The sequence below is a fragment of the Enterococcus sp. DIV0170 genome (genome assembly GCF_051710765.1).
Classification (GTDB): domain Bacteria; phylum Bacillota; class Bacilli; order Lactobacillales; family Enterococcaceae; genus Enterococcus_A; species Enterococcus_A raffinosus.
This window is the reverse complement of the sequence record NZ_JBIOLG010000001.1, coordinates 3,175,871-3,196,551: the sequence shown is the minus strand read 5'-3', so window position 1 is coordinate 3,196,551 and position 20,681 is coordinate 3,175,871. Positions and strand designations below refer to the sequence as shown.

11 protein-coding genes, 8 tRNA genes and 2 rRNA genes are annotated in these 20,681 nt (G+C 43.3%); 16 read left to right on the top strand and 5 right to left on the bottom strand.

The genetic code is table 11. The annotated features are described in order from the left end of the window. Positions 1-182: 182 nt before the first annotated feature. The 15 genes from IGI50_RS15460 to gor all read left to right on the top strand — a co-directional run bounded on the left by IGI50_RS15460 (position 183) and on the right by gor (position 10,879). A 23S ribosomal RNA gene (locus tag IGI50_RS15460) occupies positions 183-3,095 on the top strand. Between the two features lie 78 nt (positions 3,096-3,173). Then, a 5S ribosomal RNA gene (rrf, locus tag IGI50_RS15455) occupies positions 3,174-3,289 on the top strand. Between the two features lie 6 nt (positions 3,290-3,295). Continuing rightward, positions 3,296-3,368, top strand: a tRNA-Val gene (locus IGI50_RS15450). 3 nt (positions 3,369-3,371) lie between these two features. Further along, positions 3,372-3,444: transfer RNA gene (locus IGI50_RS15445), tRNA-Lys, on the top strand. A gap of 9 nt (positions 3,445-3,453) precedes the next feature. After that, positions 3,454-3,535, top strand: a tRNA-Leu gene (locus IGI50_RS15440). Positions 3,536-3,553: 18 nt separating this feature from the next. Further along, a tRNA-Thr gene (locus IGI50_RS15435) sits at positions 3,554-3,626 on the top strand. A 4-nt stretch (positions 3,627-3,630) separates the two neighbouring features. Further along, positions 3,631-3,702, top strand: a tRNA-Gly gene (locus tag IGI50_RS15430). A 22-nt stretch (positions 3,703-3,724) separates the two neighbouring features. Then, positions 3,725-3,810 (top strand) — tRNA-Leu (locus IGI50_RS15425). A gap of 12 nt (positions 3,811-3,822) precedes the next feature. Continuing rightward, a tRNA-Arg gene (locus tag IGI50_RS15420) sits at positions 3,823-3,896 on the top strand. Between the two features lie 16 nt (positions 3,897-3,912). Beyond that, a tRNA-Pro gene (locus tag IGI50_RS15415) sits at positions 3,913-3,986 on the top strand. Between the two features lie 120 nt (positions 3,987-4,106). Continuing rightward, entirely contained in the window at positions 4,107-4,574 is a 468-nt protein-coding gene (locus tag IGI50_RS15410; RefSeq protein ID WP_269208789.1) for a CtsR family transcriptional regulator, read from the top strand. A gap of 5 nt (positions 4,575-4,579) precedes the next feature. Further along, positions 4,580-7,078, top strand: a complete 2,499-nt coding sequence (locus IGI50_RS15405; protein ID WP_010744332.1) for an ATP-dependent Clp protease ATP-binding subunit — start codon at positions 4,580-4,582, stop codon at positions 7,076-7,078. A gap of 105 nt (positions 7,079-7,183) precedes the next feature. Beyond that, entirely contained in the window at positions 7,184-8,098 is a 915-nt protein-coding gene (locus IGI50_RS15400) for a peptidase U32 family protein (RefSeq protein WP_438777544.1), read from the top strand. 13 nt (positions 8,099-8,111) lie between these two features. Then, a complete protein-coding gene (locus IGI50_RS15395; RefSeq protein WP_010744334.1) occupies positions 8,112-9,353 on the top strand; it encodes a peptidase U32 family protein in 1,242 nt (413 codons plus the stop codon). Positions 9,354-9,529: 176 nt separating this feature from the next. Then, positions 9,530-10,879 (top strand): glutathione-disulfide reductase, encoded by a 1,350-nt coding sequence (gor, locus tag IGI50_RS15390; protein WP_438777543.1) that lies wholly within the window; start codon positions 9,530-9,532, stop codon positions 10,877-10,879. A 97-nt stretch (positions 10,880-10,976) separates the two neighbouring features. On the opposite strand, the gene IGI50_RS15385 is transcribed toward gor, so the two are convergent. From IGI50_RS15385 to IGI50_RS15365, 5 genes are all read right to left on the bottom strand, one after another. After that, the gene (locus IGI50_RS15385) at positions 10,977-12,251 is read right to left on the bottom strand and encodes an ISL3 family transposase (RefSeq protein WP_438776798.1); all 1,275 of its coding nucleotides are present in this window, start codon (positions 12,249-12,251) and stop codon (positions 10,977-10,979) included. A 196-nt stretch (positions 12,252-12,447) separates the two neighbouring features. Then, positions 12,448-13,401 (bottom strand): biotin--[acetyl-CoA-carboxylase] ligase, encoded by a 954-nt coding sequence (locus tag IGI50_RS15380; protein ID WP_438777542.1) that lies wholly within the window; start codon positions 13,399-13,401, stop codon positions 12,448-12,450. 98 nt (positions 13,402-13,499) lie between these two features. After that, entirely contained in the window at positions 13,500-14,303 is an 804-nt protein-coding gene (locus tag IGI50_RS15375) for an ABC transporter ATP-binding protein (RefSeq protein WP_010744337.1), read from the bottom strand. After that, positions 14,281-15,201, bottom strand: coding sequence for an ABC transporter permease (locus IGI50_RS15370; RefSeq protein WP_218256237.1), 921 nt, complete (start codon positions 15,199-15,201; stop codon positions 14,281-14,283). The genes IGI50_RS15375 and IGI50_RS15370 overlap by 23 nt, the downstream gene beginning before the upstream one ends. A gap of 39 nt (positions 15,202-15,240) precedes the next feature. Further along, complete coding sequence (locus IGI50_RS15365) at positions 15,241-16,206, bottom strand: ABC transporter substrate-binding protein (RefSeq protein ID WP_010744339.1); 966 nt, start codon at positions 16,204-16,206, stop codon at positions 15,241-15,243. Between the two features lie 708 nt (positions 16,207-16,914). Between IGI50_RS15365 and rpoB the strand changes: the two genes are divergently transcribed. Continuing rightward, positions 16,915-20,529, top strand: coding sequence for a DNA-directed RNA polymerase subunit beta (rpoB, locus tag IGI50_RS15360; protein ID WP_010744340.1), 3,615 nt, complete (start codon positions 16,915-16,917; stop codon positions 20,527-20,529). The last annotated feature ends 152 nt before the right edge of the window (positions 20,530-20,681 follow it).

Sequence of the window (20,681 nt, the reverse complement as noted above, 5' to 3'; positions counted from 1 at the left end):
TCAGTTTTGAGAGGTCTACTCTCAAATCGTTCATTGAAAACTGGATACAGAAACAATAATTTAAACAAACCGAGAACACCGCGTTGAATGAGTTTTTTAAATAAGTTCAATTGCTTATTTTTTCTGATTGGGAAGTCTATCGCTAGATGGAACAATCAACCCCCTAACGCAAGTTAGGATAAGGTTAAGTGAATAAGGGCGCACGGTGGATGCCTTGGCACTAGGAGCCGATGAAGGACGGGACTAACACCGATATGCTTCGGGGAGCTGTAAGTAAGCTTTGATCCGGAGATTTCCGAATGGGGGAACCCAGCATCTTTTATAGGATGTTACTTTTCAGTGAATACATAGCTGATTAGAGGTAGACGCAGAGAACTGAAACATCTAAGTACCTGCAGGAAGAGAAAGAAAAATCGATTCCCTGAGTAGCGGCGAGCGAAACGGGAAAAGCCCAAACCAAGAGGCTTGCCTCTTGGGGTTGTAGGACTCCGATATGGTAGTCCAGTGAGATAGTCGAAGGACCTGGAAAGGTCTGCTAGAAAGGGTAAAAGCCCCGTAGACAAAATTTGACTGGCACCTAGGAGGATCCTGAGTACGGCGGAACACGAGGAATTCCGTCGGAATCCGGGAGGACCATCTCCCAAGGCTAAATACTCCCTAGTGACCGATAGTGAACCAGTACCGTGAGGGAAAGGTGAAAAGCACCCCGGAAGGGGAGTGAAATAGATCCTGAAACCGTGTGCCTACAACAAGTTAGAGCCCGTTAATGGGTGATAGCGTGCCTTTTGTAGAATGAACCGGCGAGTTACGATTACTTGCGAGGTTAAGTTGAAAAGACGGAGCCGCAGCGAAAGCGAGTCTGAATAGGGCGAATGAGTAAGTGGTCGTAGACCCGAAACCATGTGATCTACCCATGTCCAGGTTGAAGGTGCGGTAAAACGCACTGGAGGACCGAACCCACGTACGTTGAAAAGTGCGGGGATGAGGTGTGGGTAGCGGAGAAATTCCAAACGAACTTGGAGATAGCTGGTTCTCTCCGAAATAGCTTTAGGGCTAGCCTCAGAGTAAGAATGATGGAGGTAGAGCACTGTTTGGACTAGGGGCCCATCTCGGGTTACCGAATTCAGATAAACTCCGAATGCCATCCATTCATCTCTGGGAGTCAGACTGTGAGTGATAAGATCCATAGTCGAAAGGGAAACAGCCCAGACCACCAGCTAAGGTCCCCAAATAACTATTAAGTGGAAAAGGATGTGGGGTTGCACAGACAACTAGGATGTTGGCTTAGAAGCAGCCACCATTTAAAGAGTGCGTAATAGCTCACTAGTCGAGTGACCCTGCGCCGAAAATGTACCGGGGCTAAATAGTTTACCGAAGCTGTGGAACACACCAATAGGTGTGTTGGTAGGAGAGCGTTCTAAGGGCGTTGAAGGCAGATCGTGAGGACTGCTGGAGCGCTTAGAAGTGAGAATGCCGGTATGAGTAGCGAAAGACAGGTGAGAATCCTGTCCACCGAATGACTAAGGTTTCCTGGGGAAGGCTCGTCCGCCCAGGGTTAGTCGGGACCTAAGCCGAGGCCGAAAGGCGTAGGCGATGGATAACAGGTTGATATTCCTGTACCCGTTGTTTTTGTTTGAGCAATGGAGGGACGCAGGAGGCTAAGGAATCAGACGATTGGAAATGTCTGTCCAAGCAATAAGTCTTGATGTGAGTCAAATGCTTACGTCTTTAAGGACAAGTTGTGATGGGGAGGGAAATAATAGTACCGAAGTTCCTGATGTCACACTGCCGAGAAAAGCTTCTAGTGAGAAAACAATGGCCCGTACCGCAAACCGACACAGGTAGTCGAGGAGAGAATCCTAAGGTGAGCGAGAGAACTCTCGTTAAGGAACTCGGCAAAATGACCCCGTAACTTCGGGAGAAGGGGTGCTGATCTAACGATCAGCCGCAGTGAATAGGCCCAAGCGACTGTTTATCAAAAACACAGGTCTCTGCAAAATCGAAAGATGACGTATAGGGGCTGACGCCTGCCCGGTGCTGGAAGGTTAAGAGGAGTGCTTAGCGTAAGCGAAGGTACGAATTGAAGCCCCAGTAAACGGCGGCCGTAACTATAACGGTCCTAAGGTAGCGAAATTCCTTGTCGGGTAAGTTCCGACCCGCACGAAAGGCGTAACGATTTGGGCACTGTCTCAACGAGAGACTCGGTGAAATTTTAGTACCTGTGAAGATGCAGGTTACCCGCGACAGGACGGAAAGACCCCATGGAGCTTTACTGCAGTTTGATATTGAGTGTTTGTACCACATGTACAGGATAGGTAGGAGCCGTAGAAGTCGGGACGCTAGTTTCGACAGAGGCGCTGGTGGGATACTACCCTTGTGTTATGACCACTCTAACCCGCACCACTGATCGTGGTGGGAGACAGTGTCAGATGGGCAGTTTGACTGGGGCGGTCGCCTCCTAAAGAGTAACGGAGGCGCCCAAAGGTTCCCTCAGAATGGTTGGAAATCATTCGCAGAGTGTAAAGGCACAAGGGAGCTTGACTGCGAGACCTACAAGTCGAGCAGGGACGAAAGTCGGGCTTAGTGATCCGGTGGTTCCGCATGGAAGGGCCATCGCTCAACGGATAAAAGCTACCCTGGGGATAACAGGCTTATCTCCCCCAAGAGTCCACATCGACGGGGAGGTTTGGCACCTCGATGTCGGCTCGTCGCATCCTGGGGCTGTAGTCGGTCCCAAGGGTTGGGCTGTTCGCCCATTAAAGCGGCACGCGAGCTGGGTTCAGAACGTCGTGAGACAGTTCGGTCCCTATCCGTCGCGGGCGTTGGAAATTTGAGAGGATCTGTCCTTAGTACGAGAGGACCGGGATGGACTTACCGCTGGTGTACCAGTTGTCTCGCCAGAGGCATCGCTGGGTAGCTATGTAGGGAAGGGATAAACGCTGAAAGCATCTAAGTGTGAAGCCCACCTCAAGATGAGATTTCCCATTTCTTTAAGAAAGTAAGATCCCTGAGAGATGATCAGGTAGATAGGTCAGAAGTGGAAGTGCAGTGATGTACGGAGCGGACTGATACTAATCGATCGAGGACTTAACCAAAATAAAATGATTGTCGGTCGTTTAAAAACGTTTCTGATCCAGTTTTGAGTGAACGAAGTTTACTCAAGTAAATAGCAGTGTGGTGGCGATAGCGAGAAGGATACACCTGTTCCCATGTCGAACACAGAAGTTAAGCTTCTTAGCGCCGATTGTAGTGAGGGGTTGCCCCTTGTGAGATTAGGACGTCGCCACGCGAACATGGAGGTTTAGCTCAGCTGGGAGAGCATCTGCCTTACAAGCAGAGGGTCAGCGGTTCGAACCCGTTAACCTCCATATGAGCCGTTAGCTCAGTTGGTAGAGCATCTGACTTTTAATCAGAGGGTCACAGGTTCGAGCCCTGTACGGCTCATAAGAATATGCGGGTGTGGCGGAATTGGCAGACGCACTAGATTTAGGATCTAGCGCCTTACGGCGTGGGGGTTCAAGTCCCTTCACCCGCATTTTATTTTTTTGTAGTTGCCGGCTTAGCTCAGTTGGTAGAGCATCTGATTTGTAATCAGAGGGTCGAGGGTTCAAGTCCTTTAGCCGGCATCATGCGGAAATAGCTCAGTGGTAGAGCACCACCTTGCCAAGGTGGGGGTCGCGGGTTCGAACCCCGTTTTCCGCTTTCCTGAAGACCAGGGAACAACGCCGGGGTGGCGGAACTGGCAGACGCACAGGACTTAAAATCCTGCGGTGAGTGATCACCGTACCGGTTCGATTCCGGTCCTCGGCATAATATAGATATGCGCCCATAGCTCAACTGGATAGAGTGTTTGACTACGGATCAAAAGGTTAGGGGTTCGACTCCTCTTGGGCGCGTAGTTTTTTTGTTTATCGGGAAGTAGCTCAGCTTGGTAGAGTACTTGGTTTGGGACCAAGGGGTCGCAGGTTCGAATCCTGTCTTCCCGATCAAAAAAGAAGGTGAAAACCTTCTTTTTTTTTTATCCTTAATTAAAGAAAGGCGTTCTCCTTTATTTCATGCGTTAAATTCGATATAATTATGGTCAGGAATAGTCAATAGGAGGCGATATTATGAGCAGAAATACCTCTGATTTGATCGAGTCTTACTTGAAAGATATTTTGGAAAATAGCGAAATTATTGAAATTCGAAGAGCCGAGATGGCGCAGCTTTTTAATTGCGTACCTTCTCAAATAAATTATGTGATCAATACACGTTTTACTTTTCAACGGGGCTATTTGGTTGAAAGCAAGCGAGGTGGCGGCGGCTATATTCGAATAAGTAAAGTTAAGATTTCTGATCAGCACTACTTTTTGGAACAATTAATGGATTCTTTTGGAAGCGAAATTTCGGAAGCGAATGCGTTTGGGATTATTCAAAAATTATTTGAAGAAGAAATTATTACTGAAAATGAAGGCAACTTGATGTTAAGTGCAGTATCGAAGAATGTTCTTGGTATCAGTCAAATTGAAAATAGACTACGGGCGAGAATTCTGCATGGATTTTTGGAACGTTTAAGTTATGAGAAAAAGGAGTGAGGGATATGGATCAGCTGTATACAGAACGCGCAAAAGCTGTGTTGGCGATTGCACAACAGGAAGCAAAATATTTTAAACACCGCTCGGTTGGTTCGGAGCATTTATTACTAGCGTTAGTCATCGAACAACAAGGAATTGCGGGCAAGACATTACGTCAAATGAATTCGAGTGAGAATGATATTCGTGAAGAAATTGAGCATATGACAGGTTACGGCTCAGTTAAGTCATATCCTGAAGGAGGATATCTTCCTTATTCTCCGAGAGCGAAACAGATTTTGATTTTTGCGGATGATGAGGCGAAGCGCTTCAATGCAAAATTGGTAGGTACGGAACATATTCTATTAGGTCTATTACGTGATGATGAAATTTTGGCTTCTCACATCCTAGTTAATCTCGGTTTGAGTCTACCTAAGATGCGACAACTTTTATTGAAGAAGATGGGTGTCAATGAAGCTCAAAATACAAATCAAGGAGCTGGAACACGCAGGAAAGCCTCTGCTAAACCTGCTCAAAGTAATTCCCAAGGCACCCCTACTTTAGATGGTTTGGCGCGGGATTTAACAAAACTGGCGCGGGAAAAACGATTAGATCCAGTAGTGGGTAGAGACAGCGAAGTCCGTCGAGTGGTACAAATTTTGAGTCGTCGAACTAAGAACAATCCTGTATTAGTTGGAGAACCTGGTGTCGGTAAAACGGCAATTGTAGAAGGATTGGCGCAGCGGATTATTTCTGGTGATGTTCCAGAGGATATGCGTGGAAAGCGTTTGATGATGCTAGACATGGGGGCCCTTGTTGCGGGAACAAAATACCGTGGAGAATTTGAAGATCGGTTGAAGAAAGTAATTGATGAAATTTACCATGATGGTCAGATTATCTTGTTTATTGATGAGTTGCATACATTGATTGGTGCGGGTGGTGCTGAAGGTGCGATTGACGCTTCTAATATTTTGAAGCCTGCATTGGCACGTGGTGAACTGCAAACGATTGGTGCGACGACATTGGATGAATATCAGAAATACATTGAAAAGGATTCTGCTTTAGAGCGGCGGTTTGCTCGGGTACAGGTAGAAGAGCCAACACCTGAAGAAGCTGAAGAGATTTTGAAGGGATTACGTCCTCGATATGAGGAGCATCATGGCGTAGAAATTACGGATGAAGCATTGCATGCTGCGGTTTCTTTATCGGTGAGATATATTAATTCACGTCAATTACCAGATAAAGCGATTGACTTAATGGATGAATCTTCTGCGAAAGTCCGCTTAGATTCAACGGATGAAGTTTCTGAACTTACTGAGTTAGAAGAAGAAGTTCAAGAGTTAGTGACTGAAAAAGAAAAGGCGATTCAAAACCAAGACTTCGAGTCGGCAGCGCGTTTGCGTTTACGAGAAAAGCAGTTAGCGGAAGTTTTGGAACAAGCGAAAATTAAAGCAGCAAAACAAGAAAACGGCTATCTTGATCAAGTCACGGATGAAGATGTTGCCGCTGTGGTTTCTCAATGGACTGGGGTTCCTTTACAGCAGTTAGAGAAAAAAGAGAGCCAACGTTTATTGGATTTAGAAAATGTCTTGCATAAAAGAGTGGTCGGGCAAGAGGATGCGGTCAAAGCCATTTCCCGCGCGATTCGTCGGGCCCGAAGCGGCTTGAAAGATCCAAATCGTCCAATTGGCTCATTCATGTTCCTAGGACCAACAGGGGTTGGGAAAACAGAGTTGGCGAAGGCGTTAGCCGAGGCGATGTTTGGTAGTGAAGAAGCTTTAATTCGTGTAGACATGTCTGAATATATGGAAAAATATAGTACGAGTCGTTTGATCGGTTCACCGCCAGGATATGTTGGTTATGAAGAAGGTGGACAGCTAACAGAAAAAATTCGTCAAAAACCTTATTCAGTTATTTTGTTAGATGAGGTTGAAAAGGCTCATCCAGATGTCTTCAATATTTTATTACAAGTTTTAGATGATGGTCATTTAACAGATTCGAAAGGGCGAAAGGTTGATTTCCGCAATACGATCTTGATCATGACTTCAAATATTGGTGCGACTGAAATCCGTGAGGAAAAAAATGTTGGTTTCAACGTGAAGGATATTACGAAAGATCATCAAGCGATGGAAAAACGAATTTTAGAAGAACTGAAAAAGGCTTTCCGTCCAGAGTTCTTAAATAGAATTGATGAAACCGTAGTCTTCAAAACCTTAGATCAAGAACAAATTCATGAGATCGTGAAGATTATGAGTCGTTCCATTTTGGATCGCATGAAAGAACATGAGATCCAAGTGAAGATTACACCAGCGGCTTATGATGTTATCGGAAAAGTAGGATTTGATCCTGAATACGGTGCACGGCCAATTCGCAGAGCTTTACAGAAAGAAATTGAAGATCGCTTGGCTGAGGCGTTATTGTCAGGACAAATTCAATTAGGTGATGCGGTAACGATTGGTGCAAGCAAGGGTAAAATCACCTTAACTGTAAAAAATCTTAAAGAAGAAAAAATTCCAGAAAAAGTTTAGTTAATCAGAGGAGGACACTTAGGTGTGGTCCTCTTTTTTTCTGTCGTCAGTTGGAAACTTTTGGAAGCTGTGATAGTATGAGAAAGTCTAAAAGGAGGACTTACCATGATTGAGTTAATTGCGACGGCAGAGTCAATGGCGCAAGCCGAAGAGTTAATTGCTGCTGGCGTGGATACATTATACATAGGGGAAGAGGCGTATGGGCTGAGATTGCCGTATTCTTTTTCCCGTGATGAACAAAAAGCGTTAATTGAGCAAGCACATGCTCAGGGAAAAAAAGTAAACATCGCAGTAAATGGTATCATGCATCCTGACACGATGAAAAAGATTCCAGAATATTTAGCATTTTTGGCAGAGGTACAACCGGATCATGTTGTTGTAGGTGATACAGGTGTGATCTACTTATTGCAGGAGTATGATCTGCCTTATATTTATGATGCACAAACATTGGTGACCAATGCCAGACAAATCAATTTTTGGCAGAAAAAGGGTGCGGTCGGTGCGGTTTTGGCTCGGGAAGTGCCGTTTAAAGAAATGCAGCATTTGAGTCAGCAAGTGGAGGTTCCGGTAGAAGTCTTGGTGTACGGTGCTACTTGCATCCATCAATCGAAACGACCATTATTGGATAACTACTTCAATTACACAAATCAGAAAGAAGAAGTTTCAAAAGAGCGTGGATTGTTTATTTCAGAGCCGAAAAAAGCAGAGACGCATTATTCAATCTATGAAGATCAACATGGCACACATATTTTTGCTGACAATGATCTGAATTTAATTCAAGAATTGGCTGACTTGGCTCAAACAGGCTATCAAACTTGGAAGCTTGACGGATTATTTACCCCGGGATCAGATTTTGTCGCGATCGCGAAAATTTTTGCCGATGCAAAAACAGCAATTGAAGCAGGAACTTGGGATGAAGCCGCTATGAGCCACGCGCAGCAAGAAATCCAAAAATATCATCCTGTTGGTCGAGGAATGGATACTGGTTTTTACCATTTAGACCCAACAGCGATTAAATAGGAGTAAGAGCAACATGACAGAGAGAAAACTGAAACGGCCAGAGGTTTTAGCCCCAGCCGGGACATTGGAAAAATTAAAAACCGCGATTCATTATGGCGCGGATGCTGTATATATTGGCGGGGATGCGTATGGATTGCGTTCTCGTGCGGGGAATTTTTCATTTGAAGAGATGGAAGAAGGCGTCGCTTTTGCTGATAAATACGGCGCAAAGGTTTATGTAGCTGCGAACATGGTGACGCATGAAGGAAATGAAGAAGGGGCAGGAGAGTTTTTCAAAAAATTAAGAGATATCGGTATTTCAGCAGTCATTGTTTCTGATCCGGCATTGATTGAAATTTGCGCAACAGAAGCGCCTGGGCTAGAAATTCATTTGTCTACTCAAGCGTCCGCAACCAATGCAGAGACGTTAAAATTTTGGCAAAATGAAGGCTTGGAACGAGTGGTCTTAGCTCGTGAAGTTTCAATGGAGGAATTAGCAGAAATTCGCCGAAATACAGATATTCAAATCGAAGCCTTTATTCATGGCGCGATGTGTATTTCCTATTCAGGACGTTGTACCTTGTCGAATCATATGTCGATGCGTGATGCTAATCGTGGCGGCTGCTCGCAATCTTGCCGTTGGAAATATGAACTATTCGATATGCCTTTTGCTCAAGAACATCGTTCATTGACGGAAAACGGAGATGTAACCGAAGAGTTTTCTATGAGTGCCGTAGATATGTCAATGATCGAACACATTCCTGATTTGATTGAAAACGGTGTTGACAGCTTGAAAATTGAAGGAAGAATGAAATCTATTCACTATGTTTCGACGGTTGCCAATGTGTATAAAGCAGCAGTGGATAGCTATATTTCTGATCCAGAAAATTATGTCTGCAAGCAAGAATGGATCGATGAGCTGTGGAAAGTGGCGCAACGAGAACTATCGACAGGATTTTATTATCATGTGCCAACAGAAAATGAACAGCTATTTGGTCCTAGACGGAAGATCCCTGTCTATAAATTTATCGGTGAAGTGTTAAGCTATGACGAAGCCAGTGGAATCGCGACTGTTCGCCAACGAAATCATTTTAGAGTGGGCGATGAGATTGAGTTTTATGGTCCGAACTTCCATCATTTTGAACAAACAGTGACTGAAATGAAGAATGATGAAGGTGAACAGATTGATCGTGCGCCAAATCCAATGATGATCATCACGATGCCTGTAGCTCAACCGGTTAAACCTGGGGATATGATACGCAAGAAAAAAGACTGAGGCTTCCTCAGTTTTTTTCTTGCGTCAAATTTTTGTTTCAAAACAAAAAGCAATTATTTTTTGACAGAATGTATTAAAATGAATCTATTGAGTACTGCTACTTATCACTAAAAGTGTTTTATTCGAAGGATTAGACAAGAAATAACTTTCATTAGTAAGAATTAGGAGGCAGATGAATGAAGGAATATGATTACATAGTAGTCGGTGGCGGTAGCGGCGGGATTGCTTCTGCCAATCGTGCAGGTATGTACGGGGCAAAGGTTTTGTTGATTGAAGGAAATAAAATCGGCGGCACGTGTGTCAATGTTGGATGTGTACCGAAAAAAGTAATGTGGCAGGCTAGCAGCATGCTGGAAATGATCGAGCGGGACGCGTCTAGCTATGGTGTCCAAGCGGATGTCGAAAAGTTTGATTTTAAAGAATTAGTGGCACGTCGCGAAAAATACATCGATTTTTTACATGGTGCTTATTATCGTGGGCTTGACAGTAATCATGTTGAGCGGATCGAAGGCTATGCGACATTTAAATCCGATCATGTGATTCGCGTTAATGGTGAAGACTATACAGCGCCGAATATTTTGATCGCAACAGGCGGCCGACCAAGCCAGATGAAGATTCCTGGCGGCGAATTAGCGATTGATTCCAATGGCTTCTTTGAATTGACGGAGCAGCCAAAAGAAGTAGTTGTCCTAGGTGCTGGCTATATTGCAGCTGAGTTGAGTGGTGTATTGCAAGGAATGGGTACGCAGGTACATTGGGCCTTCCGTCACAGTCGTCCATTACGGACCTTTGACAAAATGTTGGCAGATAACTTAGTTGAGATTTATCGTGACAATAAAATGAAGCTTTACGATCATCATGTAGCAAAAGAAATCAAACAAAATGATGACGGCACCTATACGGTTTATTTCGAGAACGGCAATACGTTAACAGGAGACAAAGTGCTGTTCGCCGGAGGACGTTTACCAAATACGAATAAGCTAGGCTTAGAAAATACCTCGGTAACTTTAAATGAAAAAGGCTTTGTGATTGTTGATAAATATCAAAATACAACTAGCGAAGGGGTTTATGCAGTTGGCGATGTCATCGGCAAAATTGATTTGACGCCAGTAGCTATTGCAGCTGGACGGCGTTTATCTGAACGGGTGTTTAATGGCAAATCAGAGGAATTTTTAGACTATGAAAATGTTCCAACCGTGATCTTCACACATCCAACGATTGCAACGATTGGATTAACGGAAGAAGAAGCGCTTGAACGACATGGAAAAGATCAAATCAAAGTCTATCACTCACGCTTTACGCCAATGTACTTTGCCTTAAGTGATTATCGACAAAAATGTGATATGAAGCTGATCTGTCTCGGGGATGAAGAGAAGATTATCGGGTTGCATGCTATTGGTGTCGGTGTTGATGAAATGCTGCAGGGCTTTGCCGTGGCAATTAAAATGGGGGCAACGAAGAAAGATTTCGATGATACGGTTGCGATCCATCCGACAGGCAGTGAAGAATTTGTAACGATGCGCTAATGAAAAATGATGGCTCTTCGTCAAATCGTGTTGGTGGAGACAAATCTGAATAAAATTTAGTCCGGTATGCGGTGCGAGTTGTGCACCGCATACTTTTTTACTTTTCAAAGATCAATCCTTGCTGTAAATAAATCCGTGCTCTGAAGTTGTAGAAATTACGATAGCCAAATGCGATCCGCTTAATCAATTTGATTTTGTTGTTTAGTCCTTCTGTTGCTCCATTTGAAAGTTTCACTTTAAACGCATTGGCGATACCAGAATGATAGCGATAAAAGATCTGGAATTTCTTTTTGAATGCTTTAGGAAAGGTAGGGTCTATGTGTTTCAGTGTTTCTTGAAATCCTTCATTATCACGTTTATTGAAATAATAACGCAATAGTTGGACAAAGTGATAGGCTTTTCGTAGTTCTTCGCTGTAGCTCAGGAGTTCATCAATCACTTCTGTCTGGCTCATTTCCTTTTTGAACAGCCGATGATAGTGGCGTTTGAGCGGCTCCAGCTTATCTGAATCTTTGAGCAGTAGTTTCCAATAGCGTTTTAGCCGACGGTATTTCTTTTGATCTTCTGAACGAGAGGTGCGAAAACGATTCATGATTTGTACGCGCAATTGATTGAAATTCCGATTGATGTGCTGCACGATATGAAAGCGGTCCGTGACGATTTCCGCATTGGGAAAGACCTTTTTTAGTAGCTGATTGTAGCTGGCGTTCATATCCATGACAAGGTATTTGACGTTTAGCCGTGCTTTTCTGGGAAAGCGCATGAAGTATTGTGTGAGCTTAAATAATCGGCGATCCTCAAGGATGGTAAACAATTTGTTTGTCGTTCCATCAACACAGATAAAGCTCATCGATCCAGCGACAGATTTCATGGATTTGAATTCGTCCATACATAAGACAGTGGGCAAGTATTTTTTGTTTGGTTGATAGTCCTTCGTCGCTTCTCGTAAGATCCGCGTGATGGTACCGTCAGAAACAAAGAATTTCTTTGCGATTAATTTGCGAGATTGATTTTCGAATAGCTCCATGAGTATCGCATGTTTCAGTTCTTTCGTTAGTTGGTGGTGATCATCGACTAAGTCGGTTTTGGCAGAAAACGTTGTGCCGCAAGCATGGCACAAGAAGCGAGATCGTTTCAATTCTAAGATGGTTAGCTTTTCTTTGACTTTTAGCATCTGAGAACGGGTCGTATAGGAACCATTGCGAATGATTTCTAAGGAGCCGCAGTTTTCACAACGACTAGGAAAAGTGATTAGTTTTCCTTTAATAAATTGGGCTTGAACCCCTTTGTATCTTCTTTCTTCGAGCCAATCGTCATCGAAGTGAAAGTGTTTGTCTGTTAATCCAAGTAAATTTCTAGTATGATTATCCATAGAGGGACTCCTTTGGTTAGGTTGGTTTTAGAAGGCTAAATCTTACCAAACGGTAGTCTCTTTTTGATTTGAAGACAAGTAAAAAGTGCTGGCAGAAAATCGGGTTCGATTTCCCACCAACACAAAATATTATAGAACCAAAATGATGTGCCGAATGCGGCACATCATTTTTTTGTATTTACTGAAAATAAGTCGCTTATTGGATGGAACTTAAACTGATTTCACCAGAGGAGAGGGTGATTGTTTCATTTCCTAGATCAACAACCAATTCTCCGACATCGGTAATAGCAATAGCCGTACCTACGTACAGCTGATCTTTCCGCTTGAAGGTAATTTTTTTGCCTAGCACGAAAGATTTTTTACGATAGGCATCCAGATAGGTCGTTGGATCGGCCAATAAAGCAAAGAAACGATTCCAAATAGTTATGATCAATTGGTTTCGTGTCGTTGTTGCGACTCCATCAGGGAACAGGGAGGTTGCTTTTTCTTGCAGCTCCTCAGGATAATTTTCTTGGGGAATCGAAAAGTTGATGCCCATGCCAATGATAATATATTTTAATGAGTTGCTTTCGATATCGGTCATGGCTTCCGATAAGATACCAACGATTTTTTTGTGATTCAAATAAATGTCGTTGACCCATTTGATTTGACTATCAACGCCTAATAATTCATCTATCGCCTCAGTAACAGCTACAGCCATCAAGATAGTATATTGGGGCAATTCTTGCAGTTGTTCCTTTGGTTCCAGCAGCAGACTCATATAGATCCCTTGTTGCTTTGCAGCGAAAAAGGGCCGATTGAAACGTCCTCGCGGAGCTTCCTGCATGTCCGCCACAATCAATAAGGGCGATGATTTTCCCTCCATAACGGCCAATTGCGCATCCTTCATAGTTGAGACAGATGAATCTAATACTGTTACATCGACAGCATGTTGAATCTGATCTTGAATTTCCTGTGCATCTAAAATATCAGAAGGTTGATAGCGATAGCCGTTTGCTAAATGTTGGATCTGATAGCCCTTCTTTTCTAACTCTTTGATGGCCTTCCAGATAGCGGTACGGGATACACCTAACTCTTGAGCTAAAGCTTCGCCTGATAAAACTTCGTCGGCTGCTTTTAAGCGAGCCAGGACCTTTTCTTTCGTGGTCAACCTGATCCCTCCTTTAGTTTTTATTCTGGGCTCAGTGTAACAAAAAAACAGACTACATAAAAGTAGCCTGTCAAGAAAGAAGGGAGAATCCAATTGTACTAACCTAATAATAATGCATCGTCTTTGAGCTCGACCCCTGAATTTTGGTGGAAAAGCTCCATTAATTTTGGAACCGTTAAGTTTTGTTTCTCTTCTTGTTTTAAATCCAAAGCAATTTGCCCTTGATGGAGCATGATGAGACGATTGCCGTATTGAATCGCATCCTCCATATTGTGAGTGACCATGAAGGCGGTCAGCTCCTGCTCACGAATCAATCGCTCGGTCAACTCCATAACCGTTAAGGAGGTTTTTGGATCCAGTGCGGCCGTATGCTCATCGAGTAAGATAAGGTCAGGACGCTGCAATGTCGCCATTAATAATGTGATGGCTTGGCGTTGTCCGCCTGAAAGCAACCCGATTTCAGCATCTAAGCGGTTTTCCAAATTTAAATTCAGCATAGCCAGCTGTTCCTGGAAGAAACTGCGATCTTTGCTTTTTACACCTAAAGAGAAGCCGCGTTTGTGCCCGCGTTTCATTGCTAGCGCTAAGTTTTCCTCTACAGATAAACGAACGGCTGTCCCCATTTTAGGATCTTGGAAGACACGACTGATTCTTTTTGAGCGGCGTGTTACGGACTGTTTAGTGATTTCTTCTTCGTTTAAAAATAGTTGGCCTTCTTCAACTGGAAGGGTTCCAGCGACACTGTTTAGCAGCGTAGATTTTCCGGCACCATTTCCTCCGATGATCGTCACAAATTCGCCAGGGGCTAAACTTAAGTTGATGCCTCGCAGCACATGGTTCTCATTAACCGTCCCGCGTTCGAAATATTGATGAAGATTATTAATCCTTAAGACTGGCTGCATTTACGTTCGCCCCTTTCTTTTTTGTTTTGAAGGTAAATTTTGATCGAATTTGTGGCAAGGATAAACAGATAACCAATACGATCGCTGAAGCTAACTTGGAATCCGTTGGTTCTACGTTCATCTCGAATACTAGAGCTAAGATAAAGCGATAAATAATCGCCCCAGCCACAATCGTAATCAAACGAATAAGGATTGGTTTATTGTGAAGCAGAACTTCCGCAATAATAATCGAAGCTAATCCGATAACGATGGTCCCAACTCCTGAGTTCAAATCAGCAAATCCGTTGTTTTGTGCTAATAGGGCACCTGAAAGAGCGATGCTGCCATTGGAGATCATGTAGCCTAGCAGTTTCATATTTTCCGTTTTGATGCCATTTGCCTCACTCATATCGGGATTATCTCCGGTTGCTCGAACAGCTAAACCGATTTCCGTTCGGAAAAAGAGTACTAACAGCAGGATAACCAACAGTACGATTAACAATCCTACTGCGATAACCGCATTGTTTTTGCTTAATCCCATTTCCTGGGCAGTGGTAAAAACGGTATTTTCTCCCAGCAAAGCGATGTTCGGTGCACCCATGACCCGTGAAGTCACGGAATACAAACCAGTCATCGTAATGATCCCAGCTAATAACGCTGGAATTTTGAATTTCGTATTCAAGATTCCAGTGACCAATCCAGCCAGCATTCCGCCGCCAAAGGCCAACAAAGTTGCGACTGCAGGATGCATTCCATTCACAATCCCGATCGCAGCGATCCCGCCGCCTAAGGGAAAGCTTCCCTCGGCAGTAAGATCGGCGATGTCTAATATTCGAAATGTCATGTAAACACCGATCGCCAATAGCGACCAGAGCATACCTTGTGACGTAGCTGATAATAACAAAGTGATAACATTCATGATTCTTCCTTCTTTCTTTGTGGAGCTGTTTTAACTTGTTTATTTAGGTTCTTTGATGCTGTCAGGATCAATTCCTAATGCTTCTGCCATGTCCTTATTAACAACTAATTTAAGCGTGTCCGCTGATTCAACAGGTGTATCTTCAGGTTTTGCATCGCCGTCTAAAATTTTGGCTGCCATTTTCCCTGTTTGTTTTCCAAGTGATTTGTAGTCGATCCCGACAGTAGCTAAACCACCATCGTCGATTTGTTCAGTGGAGCCAGCAACCAATGGAATTTTCTTTTCTTTAACAACATCACCAATGACTGCCGCCGCGCTTGCGAAGGTATTGTCTGTTGGTACGTAGATACCATCTGTTTCGTTTGCCAATGATTCTGTTACTTGTTGAACATCGTTTGTCGTGTTGGCCGTTTTGATTTTTACCTCAACACCTGCTTTTTTCAATGCTTTTTCAGCTAAGTCTGCTTGGATTTTTGAGTTGGCTTCGCCGGCGTTGTACATAATTCCGATGGATTTTGCATCGGGTACGATAGAAAGCAGCAGATCAATTTGCTTGTCGATAGGAACCATATCGGTTGTTCCTGTGACATTGCCGCCAGGTGCTTTGTCACTTTTCACTAATTTTGCTTCTTCTAAATCCGTTACCGCAGTTACGGTGATTGGAATTTCTGTTGTTGCATTTAATAAAGATTGGGCTGCCGGAGTGGCGATCCCTAGTAAAAGATCAGGTTCTTCCTTCACGAGCTTCTCACTCATACTTTTTAGATTGTCTTGATTGTTTTGTGCGTTTTGGTATTCAATTTTTAAATTGTCGTCTTCTTTGTAGCCGCCTTCTGCCAAGCCTTCTTTAAAGCCTTCATAGGCATTGTCTAAAGAAGCGTGTTGGACTAATTGCAAAACGCCCACATGTTTCACGTTGTCGTCACTAGCTGCGTCTTTATTGCCGCATGCACCCAACATCAATAAACTTACCAAACCAATTCCTGCTAATACTGTCTTTTTCATAATTTTCTCTCCTTTTGTCATAAAAAAATCACCCGCTTAGAATGGATGAAGGTCTAAGTGGGTGATGCGAATACAAAAATAGTATGATTCTTCAGCCACTTAGATTTCTCTATGCGGCCGTTGGTACGTCGAAATGCTCTAGCCATCATAGATACAAAAAACACTCAAGTTGTTTGTATCCATCGTGATGAATACAAACCTATCTAAAATAGCTAAAGTAATAGCGATTATTCAGTTGTGTGGTTTTTGAGTTCAACATAGGAACAACCTCCAACTTGGGTTAAGATGTAAATTAGTATACGTTAAGAAAAATGAGATGTCAATAATAAAATGTCGAATATTCTGAATATTCAAAAATGTAAGTCTAATTAAAGCAATTGATGTTTACTGAAAGTTTTAAGAAAAGTTAGCGTAACAGGAATCAAAGCATTGAGACTATTGACTTTTATGTTATCGTCGTGTATTATATTAATTTGCTAAAACTATCTGAAATGATAAAAGGCAGGAACGAAATATTGTCCGTTCCGGCTTTTAAATAAGGAAACAAAAGTAGAAGCTCGCGAATATTTTCAAGAGAACGTTCTATTTTTGGTTTTTTTTTGCCTAAAAGCCGCAAAAAATGTCAGGTGTTACAGTAATTTAATTTTTGTAACATTAATGTAATTTATCTTCGGATCGGTTTTCAAACTTTTAAGAGGGGTGAAGAACTTGGCTGGACACGTAGTAAAATACGGGAAACACCGAGAACGTAGAAGCTTCGCACGAATCAGTGAAGTGTTGGAATTACCGAATTTGATCGAAATTCAAACAGATTCTTATCAATGGTTCTTAGATGAGGGCTTGCGAGAAATGTTTGAAGACATTTTGCCAATTGAAGACTTTAATGGAAACTTGTCACTTGAATTTGTTGACTATGAATTAAAAGAACCTAAATACACGGTAGCAGAGGCTCGTTCACACGATGCAAACTATTCTGCACCATTACATGTGGTCTTACGCTTAGTAAACCGCGAAACAGGCGAAATCAAATCCCAAGAAGTATTCTTTGGTGATTTCCCATTAATGACAGAACAAGGAACCTTTATTATCAATGGTGCGGAACGAGTAATCGTTTCCCAATTGGTTCGTTCTCCTGGTGTGTATTTCCATGGGAAAGTAGATAAAAACGGAAAAGAAGGCTTTGGCTCAACTGTTATCCCTAACCGTGGCGCATGGTTAGAAATGGAAACAGACGCAAAAGACATTTCTTACGTACGGATTGACCGTACTCGTAAAATTCCGTTGACTACGTTAGTTCGTGCCTTAGGTTTTGGTTCAGATGATACAATCTTCGAAATCTTTGGAGAAAGCGAATCATTACGTAACACAATTGAGAAAGACTTGCATAAAAACCCAAGCGATTCTCGTACCGAAGAAGGTTTGAAAGATGTATACGAACGTTTACGTCCAGGTGAACCAAAAACTGCTGACAGCTCTCGTAGCTTGTTAACGGCTCGTTTCTTCGATCCAAAACGTTACGACTTAGCAAATGTTGGTCGTTACAAAGTAAATAAAAAATTAGACCTTAAAACACGTCTATTGAACTTGACCTTGGCTGAAACATTGGTTGATCCTGAAACAGGGGAAATCATCGTTGAAAAAGGAACAGTTTTAACGCATCAGGTAATGGAAGACTTAGGTCCGAAATTAGAAGGCGGCTTGAACTCAGTAACCTACTACCCATCTGAAGATGCGGTTGTAACAGATCCAATGACTGTTCAAGTCATCAAAGTCTTTTCACCAAAAGACCCAGAACGTGAAGTAACAGTGATCGGTAATGCCTATCCGGATTCTTCCGTACGTACAGTTCGTCCTGCTGACATCATCGCTTCAATGAGCTACTTCTTGAACTTGATGGAAGGCATCGGCAATGTCGATGACATCGACCACTTAGGAAACCGTCGTATCCGTTCAGTCGGTGAATTGTTACAAAACCAATTCCGAATCGGCTTAGCCCGTATGGAACGTGTTGTTCGCGAACGTATGTCAATTCAAGACCAAGAAACCTTGACGCCGCAACAATTGATCAACATTCGACCAGTTGTTGCCAGCATCAAAGAATTCTTCGGTTCTTCTCAGTTGTCACAGTTCATGGACCAAACCAACCCATTAGGGGAATTGACCCACAAACGTCGTCTATCTGCCTTAGGACCTGGTGGTTTGACTCGTGACCGCGCTGGTTATGAAGTCCGAGACGTTCACTATTCTCACTATGGTCGTATGTGTCCGATTGAAACCCCCGAAGGTCCCAACATCGGGTTGATCAACAGCTTGGCTTCCTATGCGAAAGTCAACAAGTTTGGTTTCATCGAAACACCGTACCGTCGTGTGGATCGCGCAACTGGTCAAGTAACGGATACCATCGATTACTTAACTGCGGATATCGAGGACCATTACGTAGTTGCTCAAGCAAACAGTAAATTGAACGATGACGGCACCTTCGCTGAAGAAGTCGTTATGGCTCGTGCAACTTCTGAAAACTTGGAAGTAACGATCGATAAAGTGGATTATATGGACGTGTCACCGAAGCAAGTAGTTGCAGTCGCTACCGCTTGTATCCCATTCTTGGAAAACGATGACTCCAACCGTGCCTTGATGGGTGCCAACATGCAGCGTCAAGCTGTGCCATTGATCCAACCTCGTTCTCCATGGGTTGGTACTGGTATGGAATACAAAGCAGCTCATGACTCAGGTGCCGCTTTATTATGTAAAAACGATGGTGTCGTTGAATTCGTTGATGCGCACGAAGTTCGTGTTCGTCGCGACAATGGCGCATTAGATAAATACGACATTACAAAATTCCGTCGTTCAAACTCAGGTACAAGTTACAACCAACGTCCACTCGTTGGATTAGGTGAAAAAGTTGAAGTCGGCGACATTTTAGCTGACGGACCTTCTATGGAAAACGGCGAATTGGCTTTAGGTCAAAACGTTGTCGTAGCCTTCATGACTTGGGAAGGGTACAACTATGAAGATGCGATCATCATGAGCCGTCGTTTGGTGAAAGATGATGTGTATACCTCAATCCATATTGAAGAATATGAATCAGAAGCACGTGATACCAAATTAGGACCTGAAGAAATCACTCGCGAAATCCCTAACGTTGGGGAAGACGCATTGAAGAACTTGGACGAAATGGGAATTATCCGCATCGGTGCCGAAGTTCATGATGGTGATTTACTTGTAGGTAAAGTCACTCCTAAAGGGGTAACGGAATTATCTGCTGAAGAACGATTGTTACACGCGATCTTTGGTGAAAAAGCCCGTGAAGTACGTGATACTTCTCTACGTGTGCCTCATGGCGGCGGCGGGATCGTTCATGATGTGAAGATCTTTACTCGTGAAGCAGGCGATGAATTGTCTCCAGGTGTGAATATGTTAGTGCGCGTCTATATCGTGCAAAAACGTAAGATCCATGAAGGGGATAAAATGGCCGGCCGTCACGGAAACAAAGGGGTCGTTTCACGCATCATGCCAGAAGAAGATATGCCATTCTTACCAGACGGCACACCAGTTGATATCATGTTGAATCCACTAGGGGTACCTTCTCGTATGAATATCGGACAAGTACTGGAATTACACTTAGGGATGGCTGCTCGCCAACTAGGTATCCACGTGGCTACACCGGTCTTCGATGGGGCGCAGGATAGCGATGTTTGGGAAACCGTTCGTGAAGCTCGGATGGCGGCAGATGCCAAAACCGTTCTTTATGATGGACGTACCGGAGAACCATTTGATAACCGTATTTCCGTAGGGGTTATGTACATGATCAAATTGGCCCACATGGTCGATGATAAATTGCATGCTCGTTCAATCGGACCATACTCTCTTGTTACGCAACAACCATTGGGTGGTAAAGCACAATTTGGTGGACAACGTTTCGGGGAAATGGAAGTTTGGGCACTGGAAGCTTACGGTGCTGCCTACACGTTACAAGAAATCTTGACTTACAAATCAGATGATGTGGTTGGTCGTGTGAAAACTTACGAAGCCATCGTCAAAGGTGAACCTATTCCAAAACCAGGTGTGCCTGAATCTTTCCGCGTATTGGTGAAAGAATTACAAGCTCTTGGTTTAGATATGCAAGTCTTAGATATCAATGACAAAGAAATCGAGTTGCGAGACATGGATGATGATGATGACGACTTGATCACAGTTGACGCATTGACGAAATATGCCGAACAGCAACAATCTGCAAAAGAAGTCGAAGCGCAAGCAGCTGCTGAAAAAGCCGAACAAAAATCGGATTTGATCCAAGAAATCGAAACTGCTGAAGACTTATAAGAGTCACACTTGTCTGAAGAGGTTGTGTCAGAAGTGTTCAGCTTCAGGAAATGAGAAGGAAGTTCAAAAAAATTGTTTCTCAAATTTGATGAACTTTCGGCTTGTTTCCGAAGAAGCTGCTTCTGGAACACCGTTTATGCATGTGTAAGTCA

Bases quoted from the DNA above. Each gene is read 5' to 3' on its own strand.
- IGI50_RS15375 (WP_010744337.1), bottom strand. From the start codon at position 14,303: ATGCAGCCAGTCTTAAGGATTAATAATCTTCATCAATATTTCGAACGC.
- IGI50_RS15365 (WP_010744339.1), bottom strand. From the start codon at position 16,206: ATGAAAAAGACAGTATTAGCAGGAATTGGTTTGGTAAGTTTATTGATG.
- IGI50_RS15405 (WP_010744332.1), top strand. From the start codon at position 4,580: ATGGATCAGCTGTATACAGAACGCGCAAAAGCTGTGTTGGCGATTGCA.
- IGI50_RS15370 (WP_218256237.1), bottom strand. From the start codon at position 15,201: ATGAATGTTATCACTTTGTTATTATCAGCTACGTCACAAGGTATGCTC.
- IGI50_RS15395 (WP_010744334.1), top strand. From the start codon at position 8,112: ATGACAGAGAGAAAACTGAAACGGCCAGAGGTTTTAGCCCCAGCCGGG.
- gor (WP_438777543.1), top strand. From the start codon at position 9,530: ATGAAGGAATATGATTACATAGTAGTCGGTGGCGGTAGCGGCGGGATT.
- IGI50_RS15385 (WP_438776798.1), bottom strand. From the start codon at position 12,251: ATGGATAATCATACTAGAAATTTACTTGGATTAACAGACAAACACTTT.
- IGI50_RS15400 (WP_438777544.1), top strand. From the start codon at position 7,184: ATGATTGAGTTAATTGCGACGGCAGAGTCAATGGCGCAAGCCGAAGAG.